Annotated in this window: 29 protein-coding genes and 1 tRNA gene; 13 read left to right on the top strand and 17 right to left on the bottom strand. The window is 58.6% G+C overall.

Annotation, left to right across the window (positions count from 1 at the left end; translation table 11 throughout):
* Positions 1 to 401 precede the first annotated feature (401 nt).
* Positions 402 to 1,244, top strand: a complete 843-nt coding sequence (locus CKA81_RS11505; protein WP_128355408.1) for a COG1361 family protein — start codon at positions 402 to 404, stop codon at positions 1,242 to 1,244.
* 230 nt (positions 1,245 to 1,474) lie between these two features.
* Here the strand turns inward: CKA81_RS11505 and CKA81_RS11500 are convergent, their stop codons facing one another.
* The 13 genes from CKA81_RS11500 to CKA81_RS11445 form a co-directional block, all read right to left on the bottom strand.
* Positions 1,475 to 1,855 carry a hypothetical protein gene (locus CKA81_RS11500; RefSeq protein ID WP_128355407.1) on the bottom strand — a complete coding sequence of 127 codons (381 nt, stop codon included), beginning with the start codon at positions 1,853 to 1,855 and terminating at the stop codon, positions 1,475 to 1,477.
* A 193-nt stretch (positions 1,856 to 2,048) separates the two neighbouring features.
* Positions 2,049 to 2,594 (bottom strand): hypothetical protein, encoded by a 546-nt coding sequence (locus CKA81_RS11495; protein WP_128355406.1) that lies wholly within the window; start codon positions 2,592 to 2,594, stop codon positions 2,049 to 2,051.
* A 9-nt stretch (positions 2,595 to 2,603) separates the two neighbouring features.
* Positions 2,604 to 3,503: a hypothetical protein gene (locus tag CKA81_RS17330; RefSeq protein WP_228255707.1), complete on the bottom strand. Its 900-nt coding sequence runs from the start codon at positions 3,501 to 3,503 to the stop codon at positions 2,604 to 2,606.
* Positions 3,401 to 5,047 (bottom strand): VirB4 family type IV secretion/conjugal transfer ATPase, encoded by a 1,647-nt coding sequence (locus CKA81_RS11490; RefSeq protein WP_228255706.1) that lies wholly within the window; start codon positions 5,045 to 5,047, stop codon positions 3,401 to 3,403. Before CKA81_RS11490 ends, CKA81_RS17330 begins: the two co-directional genes overlap by 103 nt.
* A gap of 11 nt (positions 5,048 to 5,058) precedes the next feature.
* A complete protein-coding gene (locus tag CKA81_RS11485) occupies positions 5,059 to 5,379 on the bottom strand; it encodes a type IV secretion system protein VirB3 (RefSeq protein ID WP_128355405.1) in 321 nt (106 codons plus the stop codon).
* Positions 5,380 to 5,382: 3 nt separating this feature from the next.
* Positions 5,383 to 5,703, bottom strand: coding sequence for a TrbC/VirB2 family protein (locus CKA81_RS11480; protein ID WP_128355404.1), 321 nt, complete (start codon positions 5,701 to 5,703; stop codon positions 5,383 to 5,385).
* A gap of 83 nt (positions 5,704 to 5,786) precedes the next feature.
* Positions 5,787 to 6,452, bottom strand: a complete 666-nt coding sequence (locus CKA81_RS11475) for a lytic transglycosylase domain-containing protein (RefSeq protein ID WP_128355403.1) — start codon at positions 6,450 to 6,452, stop codon at positions 5,787 to 5,789.
* Positions 6,453 to 6,462: 10 nt separating this feature from the next.
* Positions 6,463 to 7,134, bottom strand: a complete 672-nt coding sequence (locus CKA81_RS11470) for a TrbM/KikA/MpfK family conjugal transfer protein (RefSeq protein WP_128355402.1) — start codon at positions 7,132 to 7,134, stop codon at positions 6,463 to 6,465.
* A gap of 51 nt (positions 7,135 to 7,185) precedes the next feature.
* Complete coding sequence (locus CKA81_RS11465; RefSeq protein ID WP_128355401.1) at positions 7,186 to 7,476, bottom strand: plasmid mobilization protein; 291 nt, start codon at positions 7,474 to 7,476, stop codon at positions 7,186 to 7,188.
* 75 nt (positions 7,477 to 7,551) lie between these two features.
* Entirely contained in the window at positions 7,552 to 7,839 is a 288-nt protein-coding gene (gene nadS / locus CKA81_RS11460; RefSeq protein WP_128355400.1) for a NadS family protein, read from the bottom strand.
* A gap of 1 nt (position 7,840) precedes the next feature.
* Positions 7,841 to 8,152 carry a type II toxin-antitoxin system RelE/ParE family toxin gene (locus CKA81_RS11455; RefSeq protein WP_128355399.1) on the bottom strand — a complete coding sequence of 104 codons (312 nt, stop codon included), beginning with the start codon at positions 8,150 to 8,152 and terminating at the stop codon, positions 7,841 to 7,843.
* A 60-nt stretch (positions 8,153 to 8,212) separates the two neighbouring features.
* On the bottom strand, positions 8,213 to 9,526 hold the full coding sequence (locus CKA81_RS11450; RefSeq protein ID WP_128355398.1) for a tyrosine-type recombinase/integrase: 1,314 nt from the start codon (positions 9,524 to 9,526) through the stop codon (positions 8,213 to 8,215).
* A 172-nt stretch (positions 9,527 to 9,698) separates the two neighbouring features.
* A tRNA-Phe gene (locus CKA81_RS11445) sits at positions 9,699 to 9,774 on the bottom strand.
* Between the two features lie 170 nt (positions 9,775 to 9,944).
* Between CKA81_RS11445 and hemA the strand changes: the two genes are divergently transcribed.
* From hemA to CKA81_RS11420, 5 genes are all read left to right on the top strand, one after another.
* Positions 9,945 to 11,219, top strand: coding sequence for a glutamyl-tRNA reductase (hemA, locus tag CKA81_RS11440; protein ID WP_128355397.1), 1,275 nt, complete (start codon positions 9,945 to 9,947; stop codon positions 11,217 to 11,219).
* A 66-nt stretch (positions 11,220 to 11,285) separates the two neighbouring features.
* Entirely contained in the window at positions 11,286 to 12,365 is a 1,080-nt protein-coding gene (gene prfA / locus CKA81_RS11435; RefSeq protein WP_128355396.1) for a peptide chain release factor 1, read from the top strand.
* Positions 12,358 to 13,182 carry a peptide chain release factor N(5)-glutamine methyltransferase gene (gene prmC, locus CKA81_RS11430; protein WP_128355395.1) on the top strand — a complete coding sequence of 275 codons (825 nt, stop codon included), beginning with the start codon at positions 12,358 to 12,360 and terminating at the stop codon, positions 13,180 to 13,182. Before prfA ends, prmC begins: the two co-directional genes overlap by 8 nt.
* 24 nt (positions 13,183 to 13,206) lie before the next feature.
* Positions 13,207 to 13,533, top strand: a complete 327-nt coding sequence (gene grxD, locus CKA81_RS11425) for a Grx4 family monothiol glutaredoxin (RefSeq protein ID WP_128355394.1) — start codon at positions 13,207 to 13,209, stop codon at positions 13,531 to 13,533.
* The gene (locus tag CKA81_RS11420; protein ID WP_128355393.1) at positions 13,530 to 14,102 is read left to right on the top strand and encodes a UbiX family flavin prenyltransferase; all 573 of its coding nucleotides are present in this window, start codon (positions 13,530 to 13,532) and stop codon (positions 14,100 to 14,102) included. Before grxD ends, CKA81_RS11420 begins: the two co-directional genes overlap by 4 nt.
* Here the strand turns inward: CKA81_RS11420 and CKA81_RS11415 are convergent.
* Genes CKA81_RS11415 through folB form a run of 3 tightly spaced genes read right to left on the bottom strand, consistent with a single transcriptional unit; the run spans position 14,099 to position 17,835 of the window.
* Positions 14,099 to 16,438, bottom strand: a complete 2,340-nt coding sequence (locus tag CKA81_RS11415; RefSeq protein WP_128355392.1) for a mechanosensitive ion channel domain-containing protein — start codon at positions 16,436 to 16,438, stop codon at positions 14,099 to 14,101. The genes CKA81_RS11420 and CKA81_RS11415 overlap by 4 nt on opposite strands.
* Before the next feature lie 27 nt (positions 16,439 to 16,465).
* Positions 16,466 to 17,458: a tRNA 2-thiocytidine(32) synthetase TtcA gene (gene ttcA / locus CKA81_RS11410; RefSeq protein WP_128355391.1), complete on the bottom strand. Its 993-nt coding sequence runs from the start codon at positions 17,456 to 17,458 to the stop codon at positions 16,466 to 16,468.
* Between the two features lie 17 nt (positions 17,459 to 17,475).
* Entirely contained in the window at positions 17,476 to 17,835 is a 360-nt protein-coding gene (gene folB, locus CKA81_RS11405) for a dihydroneopterin aldolase (protein ID WP_128355390.1), read from the bottom strand.
* 53 nt (positions 17,836 to 17,888) lie between these two features.
* On the opposite strand from folB, the gene CKA81_RS11400 reads away from it, so the two are divergent.
* Complete coding sequence (locus CKA81_RS11400; RefSeq protein ID WP_128355389.1) at positions 17,889 to 18,788, top strand: NAD(P)/FAD-dependent oxidoreductase; 900 nt, start codon at positions 17,889 to 17,891, stop codon at positions 18,786 to 18,788.
* Here the strand turns inward: CKA81_RS11400 and CKA81_RS11395 are convergent.
* The gene (locus CKA81_RS11395) at positions 18,785 to 20,545 is read right to left on the bottom strand and encodes a M61 family metallopeptidase (protein ID WP_128355388.1); all 1,761 of its coding nucleotides are present in this window, start codon (positions 20,543 to 20,545) and stop codon (positions 18,785 to 18,787) included. The two genes, CKA81_RS11400 and CKA81_RS11395, sit on opposite strands and share 4 nt — an antisense overlap.
* A gap of 32 nt (positions 20,546 to 20,577) precedes the next feature.
* Between CKA81_RS11395 and CKA81_RS11390 the strand changes: the two genes are divergently transcribed.
* From CKA81_RS11390 to CKA81_RS11365, 6 genes are all read left to right on the top strand, one after another.
* Entirely contained in the window at positions 20,578 to 21,354 is a 777-nt protein-coding gene (locus CKA81_RS11390) for an enoyl-CoA hydratase (RefSeq protein WP_128355387.1), read from the top strand.
* A 203-nt stretch (positions 21,355 to 21,557) separates the two neighbouring features.
* Positions 21,558 to 21,905, top strand: a complete 348-nt coding sequence (locus tag CKA81_RS11385) for an ATP synthase subunit I (protein ID WP_317135162.1) — start codon at positions 21,558 to 21,560, stop codon at positions 21,903 to 21,905.
* A gap of 57 nt (positions 21,906 to 21,962) precedes the next feature.
* Complete coding sequence (gene atpB, locus CKA81_RS11380; RefSeq protein WP_128355385.1) at positions 21,963 to 22,841, top strand: F0F1 ATP synthase subunit A; 879 nt, start codon at positions 21,963 to 21,965, stop codon at positions 22,839 to 22,841.
* A gap of 102 nt (positions 22,842 to 22,943) precedes the next feature.
* Positions 22,944 to 23,186: a F0F1 ATP synthase subunit C gene (gene atpE / locus CKA81_RS11375; protein WP_128355384.1), complete on the top strand. Its 243-nt coding sequence runs from the start codon at positions 22,944 to 22,946 to the stop codon at positions 23,184 to 23,186.
* A 124-nt stretch (positions 23,187 to 23,310) separates the two neighbouring features.
* Complete coding sequence (locus CKA81_RS11370) at positions 23,311 to 23,781, top strand: F0F1 ATP synthase subunit B (protein WP_128355383.1); 471 nt, start codon at positions 23,311 to 23,313, stop codon at positions 23,779 to 23,781.
* Between the two features lie 14 nt (positions 23,782 to 23,795).
* Positions 23,796 to 24,335: a F0F1 ATP synthase subunit delta gene (locus CKA81_RS11365; RefSeq protein WP_128355382.1), complete on the top strand. Its 540-nt coding sequence runs from the start codon at positions 23,796 to 23,798 to the stop codon at positions 24,333 to 24,335.
* Positions 24,336 to 24,361 lie beyond the last annotated feature (26 nt).

Below are 24,361 nucleotides of genomic sequence, written 5' to 3'. Positions count from 1 at the left end.
CTAAGTCGCGGGGTGCGGTGCTAGGCACAGTCGTGAGCCGAAAGGGATGGTTTGTACTGCCTTAGAGAAGGCTGTCATATGCGGTCGAATACGGTAAAGTCGGTCGTCCGCTTTCGGCCAAAAGCGGGCATTGCTTGCCAGAATCGATTTCCCACTTGGCTGGGACTTGGAGTCAGAATTGACGGGAAGCGCGACCTCCAACGACGGCCGGATAATGACTTTTGGCGGACATTAAGAAGGCATGCTTCCTAATGGATCACATATCCCACAGAAGTGACAGAGCGAACGCTACCATTCGAAGCGTTCATCCTGCTCCCGGTCGGTGTCGGCCTCCCATTTCCTCGTTCTCTCGACTCCTGCTTGCCGTTTAGACAATTGGCCAACTTCTTTGGGGCATTTTAATGAAATTTGTAGAAGATAAAGCACCAATCGTGCTTGTGGTTCTCTCTGGCCTTTTGTTCGTGCCACTGGTTTTTATCGGTGGTCTCGTTTGGGGCTTAAATCTGGGCGGAAATGGAAAACTTGCCGCAGATACACTGTCAGCTTGGGTGGGTGCCATTGCCACGGTTGCAATAGCAATTTTGACTTTCATACTTGCCAGGGAGACATGGTATTTGCGATTGGCGCAAATTCGGCAAATTGACGAATTAAAAATAGAGGCGATGCGGCCTAGCTTGGAATTTTATATTCTATCTGCGCAGGCTTCGATTCACATGATGAATGCTCACATTCAAAATAATGGCAAGGGTATTGCACGGAATGTATCATTCAAATTCTATGGAAGCAGTGGCGATGTTTTAAGCTCTCAGGAGAGGGCAGTGGTTGAGAAATTTCAGTCGCTCAATATGCTGAAAAATGGGTTGACCTCTCTTGGTGCTAGCAAGGAGCGGAAGAGCTTTGTTTTCAGCTTTCTAGACCTCATTAATAAAAATGGGGACGCACTATTTGGTGTAAAAATAAGAGCGTCAATCGAATTTGAGGATGCAGAGGGACGAAAGTATGCTTCTGAATCCATCGTGGATTTTTCCGAATTCAAGGGTGTTTCAGAAGTAGGGGGTGGAGATCCGCTTTACAATTTGTACAAGGAAACAGAGAAAATTGTAAAAGTCCTTGAAAGCGTTCAGGCTGGAATGTCATCGAAGCGGCTAAATATCAATGTTTACTCCTCTGCTGACCGCGAGGAGGAGCAGAAAGCACTCGAGGATAGGTTAAGAGAGTTGAGAGAGAAAAAAGAAAATTCATAAAAAGACGGTTAAGCCGCTTTTTCCATTGAGAAGATGGAATTACTTCCAATTGTTGATTTGCGTCTCAGCGGTAGAACCCGTCGTTCCAGCGGATGCGCCGCAAGCGAAGCACTACTGAGTTCGCTCGTTCCTCACGGTCTGCTTTCACAAGCCGGCAATTTCCGCTTTGGGTCGCTCCCAGTCTTTCAGTAGTTGATAATGCTTCCGGATTAAATCTGAGCGAGTAAAAGTTACTGCTTGGAAATAGCGGCCTGGTATTCGGCTTCCGTGATGCGGCGGGCCTTCAGGTTGTCCGAGACAATTTCATCCTCAGCCTCTTTGTAGGCAATGTGTTTACTGCCGCCCACGACCAGGATATTGTCTGCGCCGTTGAGTGTGGCTGGCACGGTATTGGACCGGTATCCAACTTTGCCGAGGTTGTTCCATGCGGTTTCTGTGAACAGGAACGTGTCGCCGTTCCGTTCAATGTGGACCAGGGTGGGCGGATACCGACCGTTATCCGAGAACCAATGTCCGATGAATTTCTCGCCCTTCGGTTCTGTCTTGCATCCTGCCAGGATGCTCAGCAGGGCAGTGGCTCCGGCAGTGGCGATGAGATGTCTTCGGTTCATTGGGTGTGTTCCTATGGTGGTCGGTTGTCAGTAAGCCCCTGGCTGCGTTTGTACGCCGCCCAGGCGTCGGCCACGCTGCGAGCGTGTCCGGCAGTTGTAAGCCAGCAAGCACGTTCAATAGGTTTCAGATTGTTCCACCAAGCCATGCCGGCTATCTCATCGGCAGTGGGGTGGCGTTGGAAGTTGGGAAGGTTCACAGGCACAGGTCCGGTCCCTCCTGTTCATGTTGTGGCGACGGCCTTAACGCATGATCGAAGCGTGCGCCGATGAGGTCGGCTACGCGCTGATAATCCTCCGGGGTGGGGCGCTGGCCATTCACTTCATGGACATGCAGGCTGTAATATTTTTGAACATCTTGCTCAAAATAGGCGCGATCCTGGTGCGGGTAGGTGGAAGAAAACCAGATATCGGGGTTCAGGCGCGGGTCGCTGCATGATGGTTCGGTCACGCCGTAGTCCTGGCCGTATCGTTTGAGGTCGTCGGCGTCCACGGTGACCCGGTCAAGCTCAATGCCCCGTGTATTGGTTTCTCCGGCCTCCAGGTCTTCGTGGGTCCAGTGTTCGCTGTAGACGGAGATCAGGAAGGTATCTTCCGGGCGGTCTGTGTCCGGGTCGTGCAGGCCCAGCCGCGTATAGAAGTCCTGATCCTTTGCCGTCTGCAGTGCATCACGGGCCTGTGTCTGGCGCCGCTCTTCATCCAGCGCCTGTTGCTTCTCACGTTCGTTGGCATGGTGTTTCATGAGGCATTCCTATGAAGTGGCCGGAACAATGCGGCCTTGGCGAACCGCATCCAGGTACACCGGCAGCCAGTGCGCAGGGTCAGGCCCGGCCTGGGCGACTGCTTGTTCTGCAATTTCTGCCATGTCGGGGCTGCCGGAGAACACCAGCAGTTCGTCTTCGCAGCCGGACAGATCAAGCTGGGCGACCGTGACGCTGGAGCCTTGCTTGACGAGGAACTTCCGGCTGGCCTCGCCCAGTGTTTTCAGTAACTCGAACTCGGCGGGGGTGAGGCCGAATCCTTCGATATAGTCGCGGGCTTTGGCCCTGGGGTTGGGCAGCAGAATCAGCGTGGCGGTCTGCTGAACCAGTGAGGGACCGACCGGGTTTTCGGTGATAGCGCCCGGTTCCTGGGTAGCGAAGGCCAGCACACCGTTTTTCTTGCGTATGGTGCGGCTGGCGTCCTGCATGTCATCCTGGAAATGCTTGTCCTTAAGCGGATGCTGGCATTCGTCGTACAGGTTGATGATGCGCCGGCCATCATGCAGGGCGTCGATGCGGTGCTTCAAATACATGGTGGCCGCGCCGCGTACCGCGTCATCGTCCAGCAGTTCGGTGAGGTCAAATCCGAAAATGGCGTGTTTGCCGTCATAGCTTGCCAGGCTCAGTTCATCTGCCGGGTTATCGAATACCCAGCCGTATTCACCGCCCCGGCACCAGGGTGCCAGGCGTGCGTGAATGGTGCTGGTGCTGTCATCCTCGCTGTAGGGGTTGGGTAGCAGGGTGTTCAGGGTGGACAGCGTTCGAGCTTCGCGGTCGATCAGCGTAGTCAGCTGCTGCACGGCCTGGGTGATGTCGGCATGTTGCCGGGTGGTGACCGCCTCGCCCCGGCGTTCAGCCAGGAGAACAACCAGCCGGACCATGAAGGCCACGTTTCCTTTCGTGGGGTGCATCTGAAATGGGTTCCAGCCGGTCGTTTCGCCCAGGCGGATATTGAAGTACCTGCCCCCAGGGCCATGATGAGCACCTGCATGCCCTGGTCTTTGTCCCACACCACACACGTTGCGCCAAACTTCTGCGCCTGGGTGAGCAACATGCCCTGCAGCACGGTTTTGCCCGTGCCAGTCATACCGATAATCATGGTGTTGCCCGGGCGTCGCTTGCCGGTTTCGTCCAGGTCTTCCACCGACGCATGGAAGTTGAAGAAGAACGGGCTGCCGGTCTGTGTCTTGAGCATAGTGACGGCTGGCCCCCAGGGGTTGCCTGCGGGTTTGCCCGTCAGCTGGTTATGCAGACTGGAGAAGCACAGGAAGTTAAGCGACGTGACCGGCACCGGGCGGGGACGCCAGTGCCAATTGCCGGGCAGTTGCGCCCAGAAGCCAGCTTCCAGGGCTTTTTCCAATGGCCTGAAACCAATGGCTTCTTCAGCCAGGGCGGTGGCGGTATGTGCCAGTGCCTGGCGCACGCCTTCCGCCGTGTCGCCATAAATGAGCAGGGTGGCGTGGTGGTCGCCCAGGCCAAGACGGCCGGAAGTGAGGTCATCCATGGCCTGTGTCAGTTGGCCCACCTGGCTGCCGGCGTCGTCGCCGGAATCCACCAGCAGCTTCTGATGGCGCTTCACCAGTTTCTTTGCGGCGGCCCCCGTGTGGCTGCCCCAGGACTGGGTCAGCACAAATTCATGCGGCAGGCCCAGCAGTCGGTCCAAGTGGCCGGGCTTGCTGGCTTCTGGGTAATCGCGCAGCTCCATCATGCCGAAAATGCGCGAGTCGGCCACGGTACGCAGTTCGCCAAGCTCTCCATGCTTGCCGAAGATGGGCCGGGCATAGGGCAGGGTGTCGCGTAGCCGTTCCCGCGAAACCGGTACGGGCCGTAGCCGCCCCGAAAGCAGAAAGCCCAGGAACTCAGCGGTTTCACTGAAGGCAAAGCCATTGCGATCCACAATCCCCAGCGTCTGCGGATCGTAGCGGTACAGACCGGCCTTGAATGTGCGCAGAATGTCGTTCAGGCGGGCGATGGATTCCGTCTGCCAGTGCGCGATGCGCTGGCTGTCGGCCTTTTCCAAGCTGGCGAAGGTGCCAAGTATCGGATCCTCGACCGGGTGAACCAGCACCGACAGGTACAGATCATTCACCATCAGGCCGCTTGCGTCGAAAGTGGAGCGATAGGCCGCGTCGAACTGGGAGGCGAAGGGCTGGCTGAAAGTGCTTTCCGGGTATTCGGTGACGCGACGGCGGATGATGTGGGAATAGAAGCCGACCGAACCCATGGGCAGGCCGCGCAGCACGTTATGCAAGGCTTCAATCCATTCCTTCAGTTCTTCCTGTGCGTAGGCATCCGGTGCGCGCCCCGCCACCTTGATGACGGCCAGGTACTCATGGTTATCGCAGGCGATGATCTGATCTGTGACGTGGTGGGAATAGGGCAGATAGCGCGAAACCCGCCGTTCGTCCACGGCAAGAGTGGCTGCAGCAGTCATAGTGACGTCCTTTATCGGATGAGCGCGCGCCAGGGGCGGCGCCGATGGTAGCCGTGCAGGGCGTAGCTGGAACCCTTCCAGAAACGCTGATTACGGTTGCGTTTGCGGGTTTTGAGTTCCAGCCAGAGCACATCCAGGGCTTTGTCGTCGTCGCGGGTGAGGATGGCCAGGGTAGGCATGACCACAAACAGGAGTCCCCACCAGGCCAGGCCCGCCGTCATGGCGATCATCGCGACAACGGCGAAGGCACCCAGAAGTAACCGCGTGGGAACACCCATGAAGGTGGCCTTGCGACCCAGCCCCTTGAAGACGGGGTAGGTGTGATCGTTCATGGCTTATTTCCAGAGCAGCACGACCAGCTCAGCGGCTGATCCGGCCAGCAGCACACCGATGCCCCAACGGATGGCGTCATCCTTGCGCATGACCTCTGCGGAATACAGCACAAAGATGATGATGCCGATGATGATGGCGGCAATCGGCAGAATGACATCCAAGTTGTCGCGCAGGGTCTGCAGCGTGGTCTGGGCCCTGGAAAGTCCACCGATGGATTGGGCCGATGCAGTCTGAGTGATGCCAAACAGCAGCAGGGCTGCCGTCCATCCGTTGATGATATGCAGGCGTTGCGTAGCGTTTCTGAAGTGATTCAGTAGTGACATGGAAAGACTCCTGCCCCAGACGCCGGGCGGCGCAGGGGTGACGGTGATAAGGGAAAAGGGGTGGCCGGCCCGGTGAGCCGTGGTCAGATGTCGGAACTCTGGCCGGGTTCAGGATCGGGCGTTTGTGCAAAGCCGTCAGCCGCCGGGTTGGAGGTGAAACCGTCGGGTGTGCCGGGTGGCGCTTCAGGCGGTGGTTTCTGCCTGGGGTTCTCTGTGGGCTGGGCCGGTGTGTCAGCTGGTGCCTGTGATGCCGTCGCGTCGGTCAGAGGTACCAGCGCAGGCACCTTGATGCCTGCCTGGGTCAGCACCTTCCCCACATAGCCGTTGGTAAAGCCACGCTTGAAATTGCCGGTGTTGTAGCAGGACAGTGCGGCACGTAGCGCCTGCTGCGGATCTTTATGGGTGGGTAAGGCCCGGGCGTAGCAGTCAGCCAGCACGGTCTGGGCTGCCGCCAGATTGCGGCAGGGGTCAAACACCGTGGTGGCATCCAGTTTCAGCCAGGCCCAGTTGCGTACATTGATCTGTCCCAGCCCGGCATCGAAGTCGATGCCCTGGTCAATCAGTGTCTGCGCTGCAGCCGTGGCTTCTTCCTGGTTGCGGGGCTGACGCTTCAATGAGTGGTGGCCCTTGCGGTTGACGCCAATGGCGTACTGCTGCGCCCTGGATTCATGCTTGACCACGGCATGCAGTGTGACCGGGTGAATATCGGGAGCGCAGACAAGGGCCAGGGCGGCGAGTTCGGCAAGCATGACGGCGTCCTCAGTCGTTGCTTCGGTGCCTGGGGTCGGTCAGAGAGAAGTTCCAGCCGCTGGCCCACTGTCCAGTATGTTCCGCTTCCCACTTGGCCTGAGCCGCGTCGTAGTCTTCAGACTTTATCCAGTAGCCGCCCATGGCCGGCCTGCCCACGTACTGGATCGACAGTTCATAGGTCCAGGCGTGATCGTTGTAGACCACACAATAGGCGGGCAGCTGTGTGAGCGTGACCGTGCGAAGCGAATGCACCTCGTAGACGGGTTCCGCGTTATCGCCCGCATAGCTGTAGCCGCGTTCGCGCCATTTGTAGGCGGTGCCGGAATAGCTGCTGTTCAGATATTCCGCATCACACTTGCCGGCGCCATGTGAAATCGCGTCGATGCGCTGCGCCATGCCATCTTCGCCGGAAGCGGGACATTCAGACAGGAAAGCCCGTCGGGCTGCGACCGTCGCAGACCAGTCCAGGCCGCGCTTGTTGAATTTCTTGATGCCGAAGTAGTGATCCAGCGACGGGCTGCATTCACCGGGGCGCAGACTGGAAGACAGACATAGCGTCGCTTCGCAGGCCAGGCGGGGAATGCCTGTCAGCAGCTCAATTGTGCCGTTCGCGTGGGCAGCAGGAGCCAGGACGCAGGCAAGCGCCAGCGCCCCGGCCCGCAGGGCGGGAAGGGTGTGCATGAGGAAGTCTCCGGGAGTGGGGTAGAGCGTGCGGCCTGTCGGCCTGGGGTATCAGCGCTGCTGCAGCGTCTGTTGTGCGATGGCGAGATGTTCAGGCTTGGCCATGGCCCGCAGCAGGTGGGCGCTTTCGATAGCGGCCAGGCGGGTATCGCGCAGCTGGCCCAGATCAGCCACGACCTTGCGCAGCAGGGTCAGTTCTTCCTGCAGCGTATCGTCAGCGGAAAGCCGTCGCCTTATATAGTTAGAGAGGGATAGCCCGGACAGGGCTGCTGCTTCGCCCAGACGCGCAGCATGAGACGGGGTCACCCGGATACGGATGACCTCGGAAAGAGGTTCGTTCATGAGGGTTCCACTGAGGTATTGAGCTAAAACGGTATCGCCTAACCTGCTATGGGGCTGTCTTCAGTTCCAGCCTGCCTAGTGATGTAGGGCTTTGATGACGGTGGCTGGAGCCGCTGCCATGACTTTCAGCAGGGCGGCGGCTGGGCCGGTAGGAGATCGCCGGTGTTGCTCCCAATTCTGTAGTGTACGCACGCTGACGTTGATGGCTGCAGCAAACTCGCCTTGCGAGAGCTTCGTGCTTTCGCGCACGGCCCTGACGTCAATGGGGCTGACGGTAGTGCGGCGGCCTTCGAGCTCGCCTGCGCGGATGGCCTTGGCTTGCCGCAGGCTTTCTTTTAGGTCTTCAAAGAGTTCTGTGTCCATATCAGAGGTCCTTTACCAATGCCCGCAGTTCCTCAATCTGTGCGGGGGTCAGATTCTCCTGTTTCGACTTCGGATAAGCCAGGAGCATCATGATTTGATCTTCGGCAGTGATCCAGTAGTAGATGACACGAATGCCGCCACTTTTCCCCATTCCTGGTCTTGCATGACGTACCTTTCGGATTCCTCCTCCAGACGGAATCAGATCACCCCGCCGAGGGTTAGCAGCCAAAATCTGTTGCAGTTCAGCGTAGTCATCGTCTGGAAGCAAGTCTACGATTTGTCGAGTGAACAGGGGAGTTTCGATGAATTCCATAGGTTCTAAGTTCGAGCATAAATTATACGCCATTGGCGTATGTGAATCTATAGTGCGATGTTATGTCCCAAACTGCAGTTCACGCTTTGGTCGATGGCGGATGAATTGCAGTATGTTGTTTTCAGGGACAGGCAGCTTCCCAGCTTCCAGTTCATCCAGGAAGTCGGCCCACTGCTGCACCATTTCTTTGCGTTGAGCAATGAAGGCGGCGCGGTCGTAGCTGCTGCCAAGTTCTTCATCGGATGCGTGAGCCAGATGCCGCTCGATGACATCCGGGTCCCAGCCCAGGTGTTCACGAATCATGGTGCGCGCCGTGGCGCGGAAGCCATGCCCGGTAATTTCTTCCTTAGTGTCGTAACCCATGGTGCGCAATGCGACGTTGATAGTGTTGTCGCTGATGTAGCGACTGGTCTCCGAACGGCGTGACATGCTGCGAAAGACTGGGCCGGATGGTCCGGTCAACGGATATAACTCCTGCAGAATCTCCAGAGCCTGTCGCGGCAATGGAACGATGTGTGCCGGTGTGCGGCTATCGCGTTTCTGCCACTCCCGCATCTTCATCTTCTCGGGTGGGCAGCGCCAGAGTTCGACTTCAAAGTTGATGTCTTCCCAGTCAGCAAGCCGAATCTGGCCAGGGCGCTGGAACATCATGGGGGCAAGACGCAATGCGCTGCAGGTGATGAAGTGTCCGTGATAGTTGCGAATATCCCGCAGAAGCTGCCCAAGTTTGGCGGGCTCAGTGATAGCCGCATAATGCCGGCTGCGTGGCGGTGGCAGGCCGCCCGTATTCTTGTTGACGAAATTCTTGCCTGGCTCCATTGCGCCTACGTCCACAGCATATTGGTAGACATGCTGAACGGCCTCGCGAACGCGCTGTGCAGTTTCGAGATTGCCCCGATCCTTTGGCCGATGCAGGCATTGCACGATCTCTGTCGGCAGGATCGTTTCGATTGGCTTGTGGCCTACCCACGGAAATACGTGAATTTCCATGTGGCGGATGACTTTCTGGGCGTAGTCGTCTGACCATTCCCGGTCTTTCTTGGCACTGCTGTGCCACGCTCTCGCGAGCAGCTCGAACGTGTGCAGGCGTGCGATGCGCGCAAGCTCCTCCCGCTGTTCACGGGTTTCCTTGGGATCAGAGCCGTTCGCCCTTTGACTGTTGGCCTCATACGCCTTGGCTCGTGCCTGAGCGAGTGTGACTTCCGGGTACGGTCCCAGCCCGAGTTTTATGCGTTTGCCGTCTTTGGTGTAGCGGTAGATCCAGACCTTGCCAGTGTCTCGAACGCGCAGGTACAGATTGTCCCCGTCGTTGAGCATGTATTCCTTCGGGCCTGGCTTGGCCGCTCTGATCTGAGTTTCATTGAGTAAGCCCACAACTGGCCCCCCGGAGTTCGTTTTTCACGAATCTATTGTGGGGTACCACCTGGGGGGCCGGCAAACTCGGGATGTAGCGACGCGCAGTGAGACGTCCTGGGCGGCGATTTGCGCCTAAGACATTGATTTTTTTGAGATTTGGGAGGTTTTGAACCGTGCTGGAACAGCAGAATGGTGGCCTGGGGCGGAATCGAACCACCGACACAAGGATTTTCAATCCTCTGCTCTACCGACTGAGCTACCAGGCCAACAAGAAGGCGAAATCATACAACAAAACTAAATTGTGTGCTTTGCGCCACGGCGGGCCGCTCATATTACACAAACCGACTGTGTAGTGGCGGTCGATTTCGGTAAAACGACCCGGGCGACTATAATCCTTCCTGTTCAAGCACTTGCTGCGTCTTTCTTCCTCTGATACATGTCTGTTGACGTCCTGACCTTCGGCCTTAATCACGTTTCTGCTCCCGTTGCGGTGCGGGAGCGCGTGTCGTTTCCGTTGGATGTGCTCAAGCCCGCGCTCGATGGCCTGCGTTCCACTTTTGGTTCGTCTGTGCGCGAAGCAGCCATACTGTCAACCTGTAATCGCACCGAGATATACTGCGCGGCCGACGCGCAGGTGTCCGAGCATCTGCCTACCTGGCTGGCCGACTTCAATCGCTTGGAGGCGGGCAGCCTGCAGCCACACCTGTATCAGTATCAGCAAAATGATGCCGTGCGGCACGCGTTTCGGGTCGCCAGTGGTTTGGATTCCATGGTGCTGGGCGAGCCGCAAATCCTGGGGCAGATGAAAGATGCCGTACGCGCCGCCGACCAAGCGGGTGCACTGGGCACTTTGCTGCATCAGTTGTTTCAGCGCACCTTCTCTGTAGCCAAGGAAGTTCGCTCGCAGACGGCCATCGGGGCGCACTCGGTGTCCATGGCTGCCGCCGCGGTACGCCTGGCCGAGCGTGTTTTCGGCGATATGGGCCAGGCCAGCGTATTATTTATTGGCGCGGGCGAGATGATCGAGCTCTGTGCCACGCATTTTGCGGCGCTGCATCCGCAGAATATGGTGGTGGCCAACCGCACGGCCGAGCGTGCCGAGGTGCTGGCGTCGCGCTTCATGGCCAAAACCATGACGCTGGCCGATATCCCGCAAAAGCTGGCCGACTTCGACGTCATTGTTTCCTGTACGGCAAGCACCTTGCCCATCCTCGGTCTGGGGATGGTCGAAAGGGCTACGCGCGCCCGGCGCCATCGGCCCATGGTCATGATCGACCTGGCCGTTCCTCGCGATATCGAGAACGAAGTCGGAAGACTGGCGGACGTCTACCTGTATACGGTGGATGACCTGGGGCGCATGGTGCAAAGTGGCACCGATGCCCGCCGCGCGGCCGTGGTACAGGCTGAAGCCATTATCGAGACCCGTGTACAGAACTTCATGCATTGGCTGCACAACCGCGAGATCGTGCCTGCCATCATCGACTTTCAGCAGGCGGCCGATCAGGTGCGCCAGGCCGAGCTGGAAAGGGCGCGCCGGATGCTGGCGCGGGGCGACTCGCCTGAAGCCGTGCTCGAACAACTGGCTCACGGCCTCACTCAAAAATACATGCATGGCCCCTTGGCCGCGCTGAACCGAAGTGAAACCGACGAGCGCCAGCAATTGCTGGCATTGCTGCCGCGGCTATTGCCCACGGCGGAGCGCCGTCGTTAGCGACGCTGCAGCTGTAATAGTCCACGGCGCTGCCGCCGCCTCTTCCTTTCGTTTCTTCCCGTCTTTATGAAATCCTCTATGCGCAACCGGTTGGAGCAACTTGCTCACCGGCTTATCGAAGTTGATGCCCTGTTGTCCGAGCCCGAGATCGCGGGCGATATGGATCGCTATCGCAAGATCACGCGCGAGCGCGCCGAGCTCGAACCCGTGGTGACGGTGTTCAACGCCTATGTCGCTACCGAGGGCGATATCCAGGCTGCTCAGGAAATGCTGCGTGATCCCGACATGCGGGACATGGCCGAGGAAGAGCTGGAGCTGGGCAAGGACAAGCTGGAACAACTGGCTGCTAACCTGCAGGTGCTGTTGTTGCCGCGCGATCCCGACGACAGCCGCAGCGTATTTCTGGAAATTCGCGCGGGCACCGGGGGCGATGAAAGCGCTTTGTTTGCGGGCGACCTGTTGCGCATGTACAGCCGCTATGCCGAGAACAACGGTTGGCGGGTAGAGCTGATGTCGACCAGCGAATCGGAGGTCGGTGGATACAAAGAGGTGATCGCGCGCGTCGATGGCGACGGCGTCTATGGCCGGCTTAAGTTCGAGTCGGGCGCACACCGGGTGCAGCGCGTGCCCGAAACCGAGACGCAGGGCCGCATACACACGTCGGCGTGCACGGTGGCGGTGTTGCCCGAGGCGGACGAGCAGAGCGAAATAGCGATCAACCCGTCGGAACTGCGTATTGACACTTTCCGGGCCAGCGGCGCGGGTGGCCAGCACGTTAACAAGACGGACTCTGCCGTGCGCATTACCCACCTGCCTACGGGCCTGGTGGTGGAGTGCCAGGACGACCGCTCGCAGCATCGCAACAAGGACAAGGCCATGCAGGTATTGGCGGCGCGCCTGAAAGACAAGCAGCAGCAGGAGCAGAACGCCAAGGAAGCCGCGCAGCGTAAAAGCCTGGTTGGCTCCGGTGACCGCTCCGAGCGCATCCGCACCTACAACTATCCGCAGGGCAGGGTAACGGATCACCGCATCAACCTTACGCTGTACAAGCTGGCACACATCATGGAGGGCGATCTGGACGAGTTGACGAACGCCTTGCTGGCCGAGCATCAGGCCGAGCTGCTGGCTTCGCTGGGGCATGACTAAGCAGCCTACGCTGCGGTCCATGGCCGCAGCCAGTGCGCTTCCCCGACTGGAATTTCAGATGCTGTGGGAGCATATTTTGCAGGTGCCTCGCGTGTGGCTAATCGCTCACGATACCGACCCCATCAGCGCGCCAGACATCGCGCGGTTTGAGGCGCTACAGGAGCGCCGCCTGGCAGGCGAGCCCATGGCCTATATCCTGGGGTATCGCGAGTTTCTGGGGCGTCGCTTCAAGGTAGGGCCGTCGGTACTGATTCCCCGGCCCGAGACCGAATTGCTGGTCGAAGTGGCGCTTAGGCATCTGGAAACTGCGACCGCGCCGTACGTGCTCGACCTGGGCACCGGAACCGGCGCCATTGCCATTTCCATCGCGCTGGCCAGAACTGACGCCCAAGTCGTGGCAAGCGATGTTGATGCCGGCGCACTGCGGATTGCCCATGACAACGCGCGGGATCTGAACGCACGAGTCGAATTTTTTGCGGGGAGTTGGTACGATGCCTTATTGGACAGCAGGGGCTTTGATCTGATCGTTTCGAATCCGCCGTATATTGCCGCAGACGACATTCATCTACGTCAGGGCGATCTGCGTTACGAGCCCCGTTGCGCACTGACCGATGGTCATGACGGCTTGACGGCGCTGGGCAGTATTGTCTCCGGCGCCGTGCAACGCCTGCGGCCGGGCGGCGCGCTGTTTATGGAACACGGATGGGATCAAGCGGCGCAAGTGCGCCAACTATTGCAAGAGGCGGGCTTTGCCAAAATTGAAAGCCTGCGCGATCTGGCCGGCATCGAAAGGGTGTCCGGCGGTATTTATCTTTAATCTTTACCAGGAATCGAGAAAGCCATGAGCGAAGTTCAAGATTTTATTCGTGAGACCGTCACGGGCAACCCCGTCGTTCTTTTCATGAAGGGCACGGCCCAGTTCCCGCAATGCGGCTTTTCGGGCCGCGCCATCCAGGTGCTGAAGGCGTCGGGCGTTACCAAGCTGGTTACGGTTAACGTGCTGGACGACGAGCTCGTCCGCCAGGGCATCAAAGACTACTCCAACTGGCCGACCATTCCGCAGCTTTACGTGGCTGGGGAGTTCATCGGCGGTTCGGACATCATCGCCGAAATGTACGAAAACGGCGAACTGGCTACTGCACTGAAAGAGGCAGGGGCCACTGAGTGACAGCCAAGCGGCGGCTGGTAGTCGGGATAACCGGCGCGACCGGCGCCGTTTATGCGGTTCGCCTGCTACAGGCCGTGCGCGGCGTACCGGATGTCGAATCGCATCTGGTCGTCTCTCCGGCCGGTGTGCTTAATATCAAGTACGAACTGGACCTGACACGGCAGGATGTGCACGCGCTGGCGGACCAGGTTTATAGCTTTCGCGATGTAGGGGCCACCTTGTCCAGCGGCGGTTTTGCCACGACTGGCATGGTGGTTGTGCCCTGTTCGATGCGGACGCTGGCTGCTGTCGCGCACGGGTTTTCGGACAACCTGATTACCCGGGCGGCAGACGTCACGTTAAAAGAGCGCCGGCGCCTGATCATGATGGTGCGCGAAACCCCGCTAAACCTGGCGCACCTGCGCAACATGACGGCAGTGACCGAAATGGGCGGCATTATTTTTCCGCCCCTTCCTGCTTTCTATCATCATCCCAAGACACTGGACGAAATGGTCGATCACACCGTTGCCCGCGTCCTGGAGCTTTTGGACATACACGTGCCCGGCCCGCATTGGGAAGGCATCGACTAGAAACTCGCCGGCGTTTCACCCTTCACTTCTTTCAGCGTATCGACGCCCCGGATATCGACGGGTTCGGCGTGGCCCGACTTGTCGCGACCGAAGTGCAATACGGTGTGCGGGTAGGGCAGTTCGATGCCGGCGGCGTCGAAGCGTTGCTTCATCAGCCGGTTGAAGGCGCGCTGTATCAGCCACTGGTTGCCAGGCGTTGTCTTGATCAGCACCCGAATCGAGAAACCACGCTCGTTCAGGGCGGTCACGCCGGGGATGGAGATGTCTTCCAGCACTTCGGCGGCCAGTTCCGGGTCTTGCATCATGTCCTGGAAGGCCAATTCCAGTTGCGCAATGGCTTCGTCCACGCTTTCACGATGAGCAATGTTGTACTCGGCATAGTGGTAGCCGTAGTCGCGGGTGTGGTTGGTAAGCTTGTCTATGGTCGAGAACGGAATCAGATGGTAGCCGCCATCCAGCGTGCGGATCACCACTGAGCGGATGGTGATTTTCTCTACCGTCCCGAACAAGCCGGCCAGCTCGACAATGTCGTTCTGATTCATGCCGTTTTCCAGCTGTATGAAAATGCCGGTGATCACATCTTGCACCAGCTTTTGCGCGCCAAATCCGATCGCCAGGCCGGCAACCCCGGCGCCGGCGATCAAGGGGCCGACATTGATCCCGATCTGTGAAAGCACAATCAGGACTGTCATGGTGGCGATCACCACCGCCGCTGCATTCCTGAACAGCATCAGCAAGGTTTTCTCTCGTTCGCTGGCCTTGCGATGGCTGGTGGCGCCAAGCCGATGCTCGATAATGCTGGCGATCACAGTCCAGGTCAGTGCGGCGATGGCCAGGATGATGCCGACATGGAACAACAGCGCCACGGTGGCCTGGCCGCGGTCCGACTCCAGCCAGGAAATCAGGTCGAAGGCATGCCAGGCGTCCAGCACAACCAGCGTCACTAGCACCAGGATGGCCAGGCGCAAGGCCTTGAGCGCCATGGGTACATAAGCGTTCAGGCGAGACTCCAGCAAGGGCAGGGCGCGGCGCCAGTCGTCAGGGATGCGCAAGCGGCGGGTGGCCAAGGACGTCAGGGCTGCCGCCAGTATCATTCCCAGGGCGATGGCGGCGACCGACTGCAATGTGGCGCGTGCCATGAAGATCAAGGCATATTGCTGCGCCGCCTGGCTGACGACCAGCAGTATGGTCAGGTAGGCCAGAGCCAGCAGATGCCAGCTGCGGGCCAGTACACGAATCAATGTGCCGAAGACGGCCGCACTGGCTTGCTCGGCACGCGCGACCAGCGCCGCGCTGACATTCTTGCGGTTCTTCCAGACACCTCGTACGCCATAGATATAGACCGCCAGCATGATGAACAAGCCTGCCACCTGTCCGACCGATGGTCGGAAAATAGCTGTGGCAACGGGCACGATGACCATTAAACCGTAGCCCGTCAGTCCGATCAGCAGAGACAGCCAGTGATTCCAATACGTGGCCGACTCCGGCGATAGCGGCAGCAGACGAAGCTGCTCGTAACGCGTTGCAAATATGCCGCGCGAAACCGACTTGGCGATTTCTATCAGGACGAATGCCGTCAAGAACTGCAATGCGAATACCGTCGCCTGAACATCGCCCGCCGTGAAGGCCATGACGGCGACATAGCCTGCCAGGGCGGCAAGCAGGCTGGCGGCAACGTCAACCACAAATGCCGCGGCAACGCCCAGTAATTTACGGCCCAGGGCCAATGAAGCGAACCTGTACAGCGCGCCCGATTGCGATCGGTGGCCAGGATGGCCGGGCGTGGAGGTTACGGTGCGCGACGGGCTGTCTTTCACGATCCAGATATTCAGGCGTGCGAACACAAAACCGGCAAGCATACGCAAGATGGCGTAGGCCGCCAGAGTGGCCAGCACTGCTATCAGTAGCGCCTTCAGGGTGTTTGCCCACAACTGCGTCGAACTGCCCGGTACGCCGTCGCCCAAGGCCAAGGACTTCATGATGACTACGGTTTCGCGTAGATCGTCCACCAGTTGTGCTGTGAAGGTTTGCAAGCCGGCTGCCAGGCGCTGCGAGACAGGAACGTCGGCCGGGTCTTGCGCTGCCTGGGCTGGCACCGATGGGCGGTCTGTATCGGGTGGCAGATTGCGCAACTGCTCGATGAGCTTTTCCCGGGTCTTGTCGTTTTCAAGCAGATCTGCCAGGGCGGCGTAAGAGCCGGGATCTTGTGCGGCGGGTTCGGGCGCTGTTTGCGCCGAACTGGACGATGTGAGGACACTGCCCAGCAGTATGGCGACCGCAATGAGTGCTTGGTAAATGAATAGGCTGGTGGTGTTCTGAACAGCTTTAAAGTGCACGCGCTGGCTTCCTTTACGAGAGTTTGCTTAAGTGTCTGGACGGGCTCCGGAATCGTTCATGAAGACGACGCTGGGTTTGGTTCGTGGCAAGTCGGAGTCCGTGTCGCCGAATGCAGCCACTGCCTGGAGCATGTCTTCATCGAAGGCTTTGTCGCCGTCTTCGTCAGCCAGGCCGGTTGGCGCGAGGCCGGCAAAATCGAACAACTGCTTGTCCATCAAGTGCGTAGGCACGACCCGCGACAGTGCGCCAAACACATTCCAGGAGCGCCCCGGAAAATGCCTGTCCCATTCTGCGATCATGCGCGTGACTTCCTTGCGCTTCAGGTTTTCCTGCGATCCGCAAAGGTTGCACGGAATAATGGGAAACTGCTTCAGTGCGGCATAGGCGATCAGGTCTTTCTCGGGCACATAGGCCAGCGGCCGAATCACAATGTGCTTGCCGTCGTCCGACATGAGCTTGGGCGGCATGGCCTTCATGCGGCCGCCATAAAACAGATTCAGGAAAAATGTACCGAGAATGTCGTCGCGATGATGGCCCAGCGCGATCTTGGTGGCGCCCAGTTCGGTGGCGACCCGATACAGTATGCCGCGCCGCATGCGCGAGCATAGCGAGCACATGGTCTTGCCTTCCGGGATCACGCGCGTGACGACCGAATAGGTGTCCTGCGTTTCGATATGAAAAGGCACCCCCAGCCCGCGTAGATACTCCGGCAGTATGTGGTCGGGAAAGCCCGGCTGTTTCTGGTCCAGGTTAACGGCGATGATGTCGAAGTCGATGGGGGCGCGAGCCTTGAGCGTCAGCAAGATATCCAGCATGCCGTAGGAATCCTTGCCGCCCGAGAGGCACACCATGACTTTATCGCCGTCTTCGATCATGTTGAAATCGGTGATGGCGCGGCCGGTCTCGCGCACCAGGCGCTTGGCCAGCTTGTTGTCGTCAACTCGCTGCTTATGCGCGCGTCGGCTATCGACCGGGGCTGATGGCTGCTGAAGGTCTTGAGGAATTGCAGAGGCTGGCATGGCGATCAATAAAGGGTTTAACGGCTGCGCTGCACTTCTATGCCGACGGCTGCGCAGTCGGAAAATGCCAGCGGCTTGCTGATGCGAATACGCGCGAACTGCACTTGGGCGAATTCAGCCAGGATGCGATCGACCACGCGTTCGGTCAGCGTCTCCAGCAGGTTCACGTGGGCCCGGGTGCACTCGTCCACGATCGCGTTGCGCAGCAAGCGGTAGTCCAGCACGGTGCTGATGTTCTGGTCGTGCACTTCTTGCGTGACGTCCACGTCGAACTCTGCGTCGATGTGCAAGGGCTGTGTGGCGCGCAATTCGTGCTCCAGTATGCCGATGCGAGCGTCCAGCGCGAGTTGGGTAAAGAATATTCGGCGGGTGGGCATAATGCTGGCCTTGTAGAATTGAACGAATTGTAGTGCTTTAGGCAAGGCGGTGTATGAGCGTGGCGGGCAAAATCCATGATGCGGCAATAGTCGGCGGTGGTCCGGCGGGCGTGTCCTGCGCGATCTGGCTAGCGGGCCTGGGTCTGTCGGCTGTGGTTCTCGAGGCGGCCGGCGCGCCGGGAGGGCTGTGCCTGGGCAACCCTTTTCCGGAGAAGTGGAACGCCACCTTGCCCGGACTGACCGGCGATCAGGTTGCGGACAACCTGGCACTCAGTCTGCGTGAAGCCGATGTTCCGGTATTGCTCAATTGCAAGGTAGAGCAGGTGGCGCATACCGGTCAGCAGTTTCGGATTCATGGTCGCACCATGGAGCAGCCGCTGTCTGCGCGTTTTGTGGTGCTGGCCAGCGGCGTTCGTCCCAGAGGACTATCGGATGCAGCAGCAGGACAGCGGTACGACGGTGTGCTGGTGGGGCCAGGCCACCATGTTGTCGAGCAAGACTTCCGCGGCAAACGCGTGGCCGTGCTGGGCGGCGGCGACAACGCCTACGAGAACGCCTTGTATGCCATCGAGCATGGCGCCCAGCACGTAAAGTTGTACGCCCGCAATGTACGGGCGCAGCATCAGTTTCAGCGTAGTCTGCCGGCCGCACATGTTCATGTCGGCCCCTATCGCGCCAACCCGGTGGCGCGCACTGTGGATGGCCAGCCGTATGATTTGATCCTGGTATTTTACGGTTGGGATCCGCGGGCAGAGTTCGCCGAAAGCTTGAATCTGCAGCGCGGCGCGCGGGGCTTTATTGCCACCGACATGCTGACGGCACAAACCAGTTGCCCGGGGGTCTATGCCATCGGCGAAGTGGCTCAGCGCCAGCATCCATGCGTTGTCACGGCAATGGCCGACGGCGTTACCGCCGCCAAGGCCATACAAGCCCGGATCGAAGCTGGCGCTTAGCTGCGGTGCAGTTCGCATTCGGTCGCAAGCGGTGCATTCAGTTGCAGGTTGAACGCGCGTAATTCGTCGCGACGGAACACATGCATCAGGACCTTGCTACCCGGCTTCCATCGGGACAGCAAGCGTTCCAGCGATGCGGGGTCGCCAATTTTCAGGCCGTTTACGGCCACCAGCGTGTCGCCTGCCGACAGGCCCGCTGCGTGGGCGGCGCCGCCTTCGTAAACCGTGGCGATCTGCGTCTGGCCATGGCTGGCGCGAGGGCGGATGTCCAGCGTTGGCGCCGTGCCAGCCGACTTCCAGGTCAGCGTGATGCCTTCGTGGGCGAGCAGTGTCTCCAGCGGAACATCTTCCGTTCCGTCCACATAGCGTGCCAGGAACTCGCTTACGTCCACGCCGGTGGCCTCCTGAATCAAGGCAGCGACGGCGTCCTCGGGGATGCCCTTGCCGCCGCCCTGGTAAAAGTCCCGGCCATAGCGCTGCCACAGCAACAGCATGACGTCATCCAGCGACCGCGTCCCTTCGGTCGCCTGGCGCAAGGTCAGGTCCAGGCCCAGCGCCACAAGGGAACCTTTGGTGTAGTAGCTGACCAGTGTGTTGGGCGAGTTCTCGTCCTGCTTGTAGTAGCGGGTCCAGGCGTCAAACGAGCTTTCGGCGACGCTTTGTTTAATGCGCCCGCCGCTGCGGTGCACATTGCCGATGACCTTGCCAAGCAGCCTGAGGTAGGCCGGCTCGTCTATGACCCCGGCACGCATTAACATCAGATCGTCGTAGTACGACGTGAAGCCCTCAAACAACCACAGCAGGCGGGTATGCGTCTCGCTTTGCAGCTTGTAGGGTGCAAACACTGCGGGCTTGATGCGCTTGACGTTCCAGGTATGGAAGTACTCGTGACTGACCAGCCCGAGAAAGCTGATGTAGCCGTCTCCGGCCGGGGCTCCTACCGCCGGCAGATCCTGCCTGGATGTCATCAATGCTGTCGAGGCACGATGCTCCAGGCCGCCATAACCGTCGCCGGTGACCATGGTCATGAATACATAGCGGTCGGAACTGTCCAGAAAGGGAGGGTGGCAGCTGTCAGGTTCGAACAGGGCGATCTGCGCTTCGCAGATACGCTGCGTATCGGCGGCTATGCGCTTGAGATCCAGATTGGGGATCACGCCGGTAAAGACCATCTCGTGTTCGGCACCGTGGGCGCGAAAGCTGACCACTTGCGGTGTGCCCATTTCGATGGGGTGATCGATCAGGGCGTCGTAATCAGGCGCCCGATACATGCCAAAGCCATGCCGCTTTGCCGCCAAGGGGTGGCCGACGGCTTCCGGCAGGCTGGTGTAGACCTTCCAGCGCCGCGTATGAGGGGGCGGGAGGATATGCACATGGCAGGGGGTGGCTTCGCTGCCGTTGACTGCAAGAAACACGCTGGTGCCGTTGATGAAGGCATGGGTTTCGTCTACATGGGCGCCGCGCACGGACAGATCCCAGGCATAGACCACGTACTCGACGACCAGCGGGCCGGAGCAGGGCGCGGAGCGCCACTGGTGGTTGCCGATCTTGACGATGTCCACTGGCTGATCGTCGCTGGCTGCGCTTATCGTTTCTATTTGCCGGGAGAAATCCCGGATAAGATAGCTGCCAGGAATCCAGGCGGGCATCGTCAGGATTTGCCCTGCCGGGTCGGGAGCCTCGATGGTCAGGTTTATTTTAAGTCGATGGCCCGACGGATCGAAGGGCGTTACGGTATAAAGTATGGATAGTTTCATTTCCCTATATTACTTTGCAACAAGGAGGCCGCATGGATGCGCCATTGGTAAAAACAGAGGTCCGCGGACGTGTGGCCCTGCTTACGCTTAACCGCCCGCAAGCGCTTAATGCACTCAGCAACGAGGTTATTGATCAGCTTGCGCAAGCCATGCGCGACTTCGATGCAGACGAGAATATCGGCGCCATGGTGCTTACCGGCAGCGACAAGGCTTTTGCCGCCGGCGCGGATATCGCCGCGATGCAGGGCTGGTCGTACATGGACGTGTACAAGCAGGATTACCTGGGCGGCAACTGGGAGTCCCTGAAGCACATCCGCAAACCCATCATTGCCGCCGTGGCGGGGTACGCCCTGGGTGGCGGGTGCGAGCTGGCCATGCTGTGCGACTTTATTATCGCGGCCGAGAACGCCCGCTTCGGGCAGCCTGAAATCAAGCTGGGGGTCATCCCCGGCTATGGTGGCACCCAGCGCCTGCCTCGTGCGATCAGTAAAGCCAAGGCCATGGATCTGGTCCTGACGGCCCGCATGATGGACGCCAACGAAGCCGAGCGCGCCGGGCTGGTCTCGCGCGTTGTTCCGCTGGAACGCATGCTGGATGAAGCCATCGAGGCGGCAACCATCATTGCTTCCATGTCGCTGCCCTCGGTCATCATGGCCAAAGAGTGCGTCAACATGGCCTACGAGGGCTCGCTGAATGAAACCTTGATGTTCGAGCGACGTAATTTTCATGCCTTGTTCGCCACCGACGATCAAAAAGAGGGCATGAAGGCCTTTGTCGAAAAGCGTAAGCCCGACTTTAAACATCAGTAAAAGATTGTTAAGGCTGGCACCCGGCTGCCAGCCTTGCCCTCCAGCTTAGGCAAGCTTACCGCTTGCTTAAAGTCCCAAAATAAAGCTATACTTTATTGGTTTGACGCAAGATAGCCATGGATTGGCAGCAAGGAAAAACCCCACAGTTAGTGCTTACCGATGCAGACCGCTTAGCTATAAAGAAGCGCGCCAGCACGGGTATCATGCGCACGCTTGTAGCGCAGGCAGTCATGCTTGTTGCGGCAGTTGCGGGGTCCTGGATAGTCGCTGGCAGTTACGCCGCACTTTCAGCTTTGCTTGGTGGTTTGGCGTACCTTTTGCCGAACAGTCTTTTTGCGCTGCGCTTGCTTTTAGGCGTAATTGGTCCGGTCAGTACCAGCCCAATTACGTTTTTTGTAGGCGAGGCCTTTAAGCTGGGTTCTGCCGTAGGCATACTTGGCTTGGCCGTGTGGCTGGGGCAGGGTTGGCTGGTGTGGCCGGCCATGCTTATTGGGCTGTTATGTGTTTTAAAAGGCTATGTGCTTTTGCTGGTGTTTCGCAAGCTGCCATAGTTTTTTTTATGTTTTAATCATGGGCCTCGTACGCTCGTTAACCGGATAAGGGTTCAGATGGCTGCTAGTGATCTTTCGCCACAGTCTGAGTACATTCAGCACCACTTGGTTCACTTGAACAATATCGGTGCCAAGCAATCGCTCATCGCAGACTTCAACGTTGTCAATTACGACTCCCTCTTCTGGTCCATCCTGACCGGCCTTATCGTTATCTTCATATTGTGGCGCATGGCCAAGCGCGCCAGCACCGGTGTTCCTGGCCGCGGCCAGATGTTCGTTGAAACCCTGGTCGATATGGTCGAAGACCAGGCCAAGGGCATTGTCCCGAACGAAGCCTCCCGTCGTTATGTGTCGCCCCTGGCGCTTACCGTGTTCTTGTGGATCATCCTCATGAACGCGCTGGACCTTATCCCGGTTGATGCACTGCCGTGGTTCTTCAAGGTTACCGGCCTGGGCGCCGAGCACTCCGACATACTGTACCACCACCGCATTCTGCCAACCGCCGACCTGAACGTGCCCATGGGCATGGCCTTGGGCGTGCTCATGCTGATGTTCTATTACGGCATCAAAATCAAGAGCCCCGGCGGTTTCGTCAAGGAACTCTTCACAGCGCCCTTCCATGCCCCCGGCCTGGGCGGCATCCTGCTGGCTCCATTCAACTTCTTCCTGAACGCCATCGAGTACGTCGCCAAGCCAGTGTCACTGGGTATGCGGTTATTCGGCAACATGTTTGCTGGCGAACTGATTTTCATGTTGATCGCTCTGCTGGGCGGGGCATGGACCGGATTTAATGGCGTGAGCCTGGGTATGGGCGTAGGACACGTCCTTGCAGGGTCGGTATGGGCAATTTTCCACATACTGATCGTGTTGCTGCAGGCATTCATTTTCATGATGCTGACTCTCGTTTACCTGGGACAGGCGCACGAAGGCCATTAATAGTTTTCGGTCCGGGCTCAGCCCGGCCGGGGCGCAAGATTCTCTTGCATTGCATTTTCTTTTGAACTTTTTGATTACACGGTTTTTAACCAAGGAGTTGTTATGACCAACGTTGCTTTCGTTGCTCTGGCTTGCGGTCTTATTATCGGTCTTGGCGCTATTGGCGCATGTATCGGTATCGGTTTGATGGGTGGTAAGTACCTCGAAGCTTCGGCTCGTCAGCCCGAGTTGATGAATGCCTTGCAGACCAAGATGTTCCTGTTGGTTGGTCTGATCGACGCGGCCTTCCTGATCGGTGTTGGTCTGGCCATGTTGTTCGCATTTGCGAACCCGTTCGTAGGCTAAGTGTTGCAGCCCGCCTCGATGGCGGGTTAAGCAGCCGCAGGCGGGATACTCGCCGCCGCGGCTTGGACATCAGGTGTCATGCAGCCGTGCTGTCTGGCACAAGTGGTATTAAAGGGAAACGACCGTGAATTTAAACGCGACTCTCTTTTTTCAGATGCTCGTGTTTTTCGTATTGGCCTGGTTCACGATGAAATTCGTGTGGCCGCCTCTTACGAAAGCCATGGATGATCGACGTCAGAAAATTGCCGACGGCCTTGCTGCCGCCGACAAGGGTAAGGCCGACCTGGCCCAGGCCCAGGCGCGTATCAGCCTGATCGAAGCGTCTGCAAAAACAGAAAACCATGCCCGCATGGTCGAGGCCGAGAAGCAGGCTGCGGCTCTTATCGAACAGGCTCGTCGCGAAGGCGAAGTCGAGAAAGCGCGCATTGTCGCGCAAGCCCAGCAAGACGCGGCCCAAGAGGTACAGCGTGTGCGTGAAAGCTTGCGTGCCGACGTTGCACTTCTGGCGGTCAAGGGTGCAGAACAGATTCTCAAACGAGAAGTCGATGCACAGGCACATGCCGAGCTGCTTACCCAGCTTAAGGCTCAACTCTAAACTCGAGGCAAGCCATGGCTGAACTATCGACTATTGCCAGACCTTATGCCGAAGCGCTTTTTGCCTCGGCACGTCAAAGCCCGAACGGATTGACGCAGTGGTCTGAATTGTTGTCCGAGCTTGGTCATGTCGCCAGCCAGGACGACGTGCGCGAAGCGCTGACCGATCCCAGGCTGAACGTTGCGCAACGCACCGAGCTGTTTGCGGGCCTGGTCAAGACTCCGCTTACTTCCGAAGGGCGCAACCTGATCGAACTGCTGGTCAGCAATCACCGCATACTGGTGTTGCCGCAAATCGCCGAGCAATTCGATCACCTGAAGAACGAGCACGAAGGTACAGCGTTGGCTGAAATACGCAGCGCCTTTGCGCTAGACGACACGCAAGTCCAGCAGCTTGTCGCCGGGCTTGAAAAGAAGTTTGGCCTCAAATTGAAGCCGGCCGTTACCGTCGATGCCGACTTGATCGGCGGCGTTCGTGTGACCGTCGGCGACCAAGTACTTGATACTTCTGTGCGTGCCCAGTTGGCTCGCATGCGCGACACTCTGGCCGCCTGACGCGCGCCAGATAACAGGATTCCAGG

It is taken from the genome of Pollutimonas thiosulfatoxidans (assembly GCF_004022565.1).
Taxonomy (GTDB): Bacteria; Pseudomonadota; Gammaproteobacteria; order Burkholderiales; family Burkholderiaceae_B; genus Pusillimonas_D; species Pusillimonas_D thiosulfatoxidans.
The sequence above is the reverse complement of the archived record's forward strand: the minus strand, read 5'-3'. Positions and strand labels throughout refer to the sequence as shown.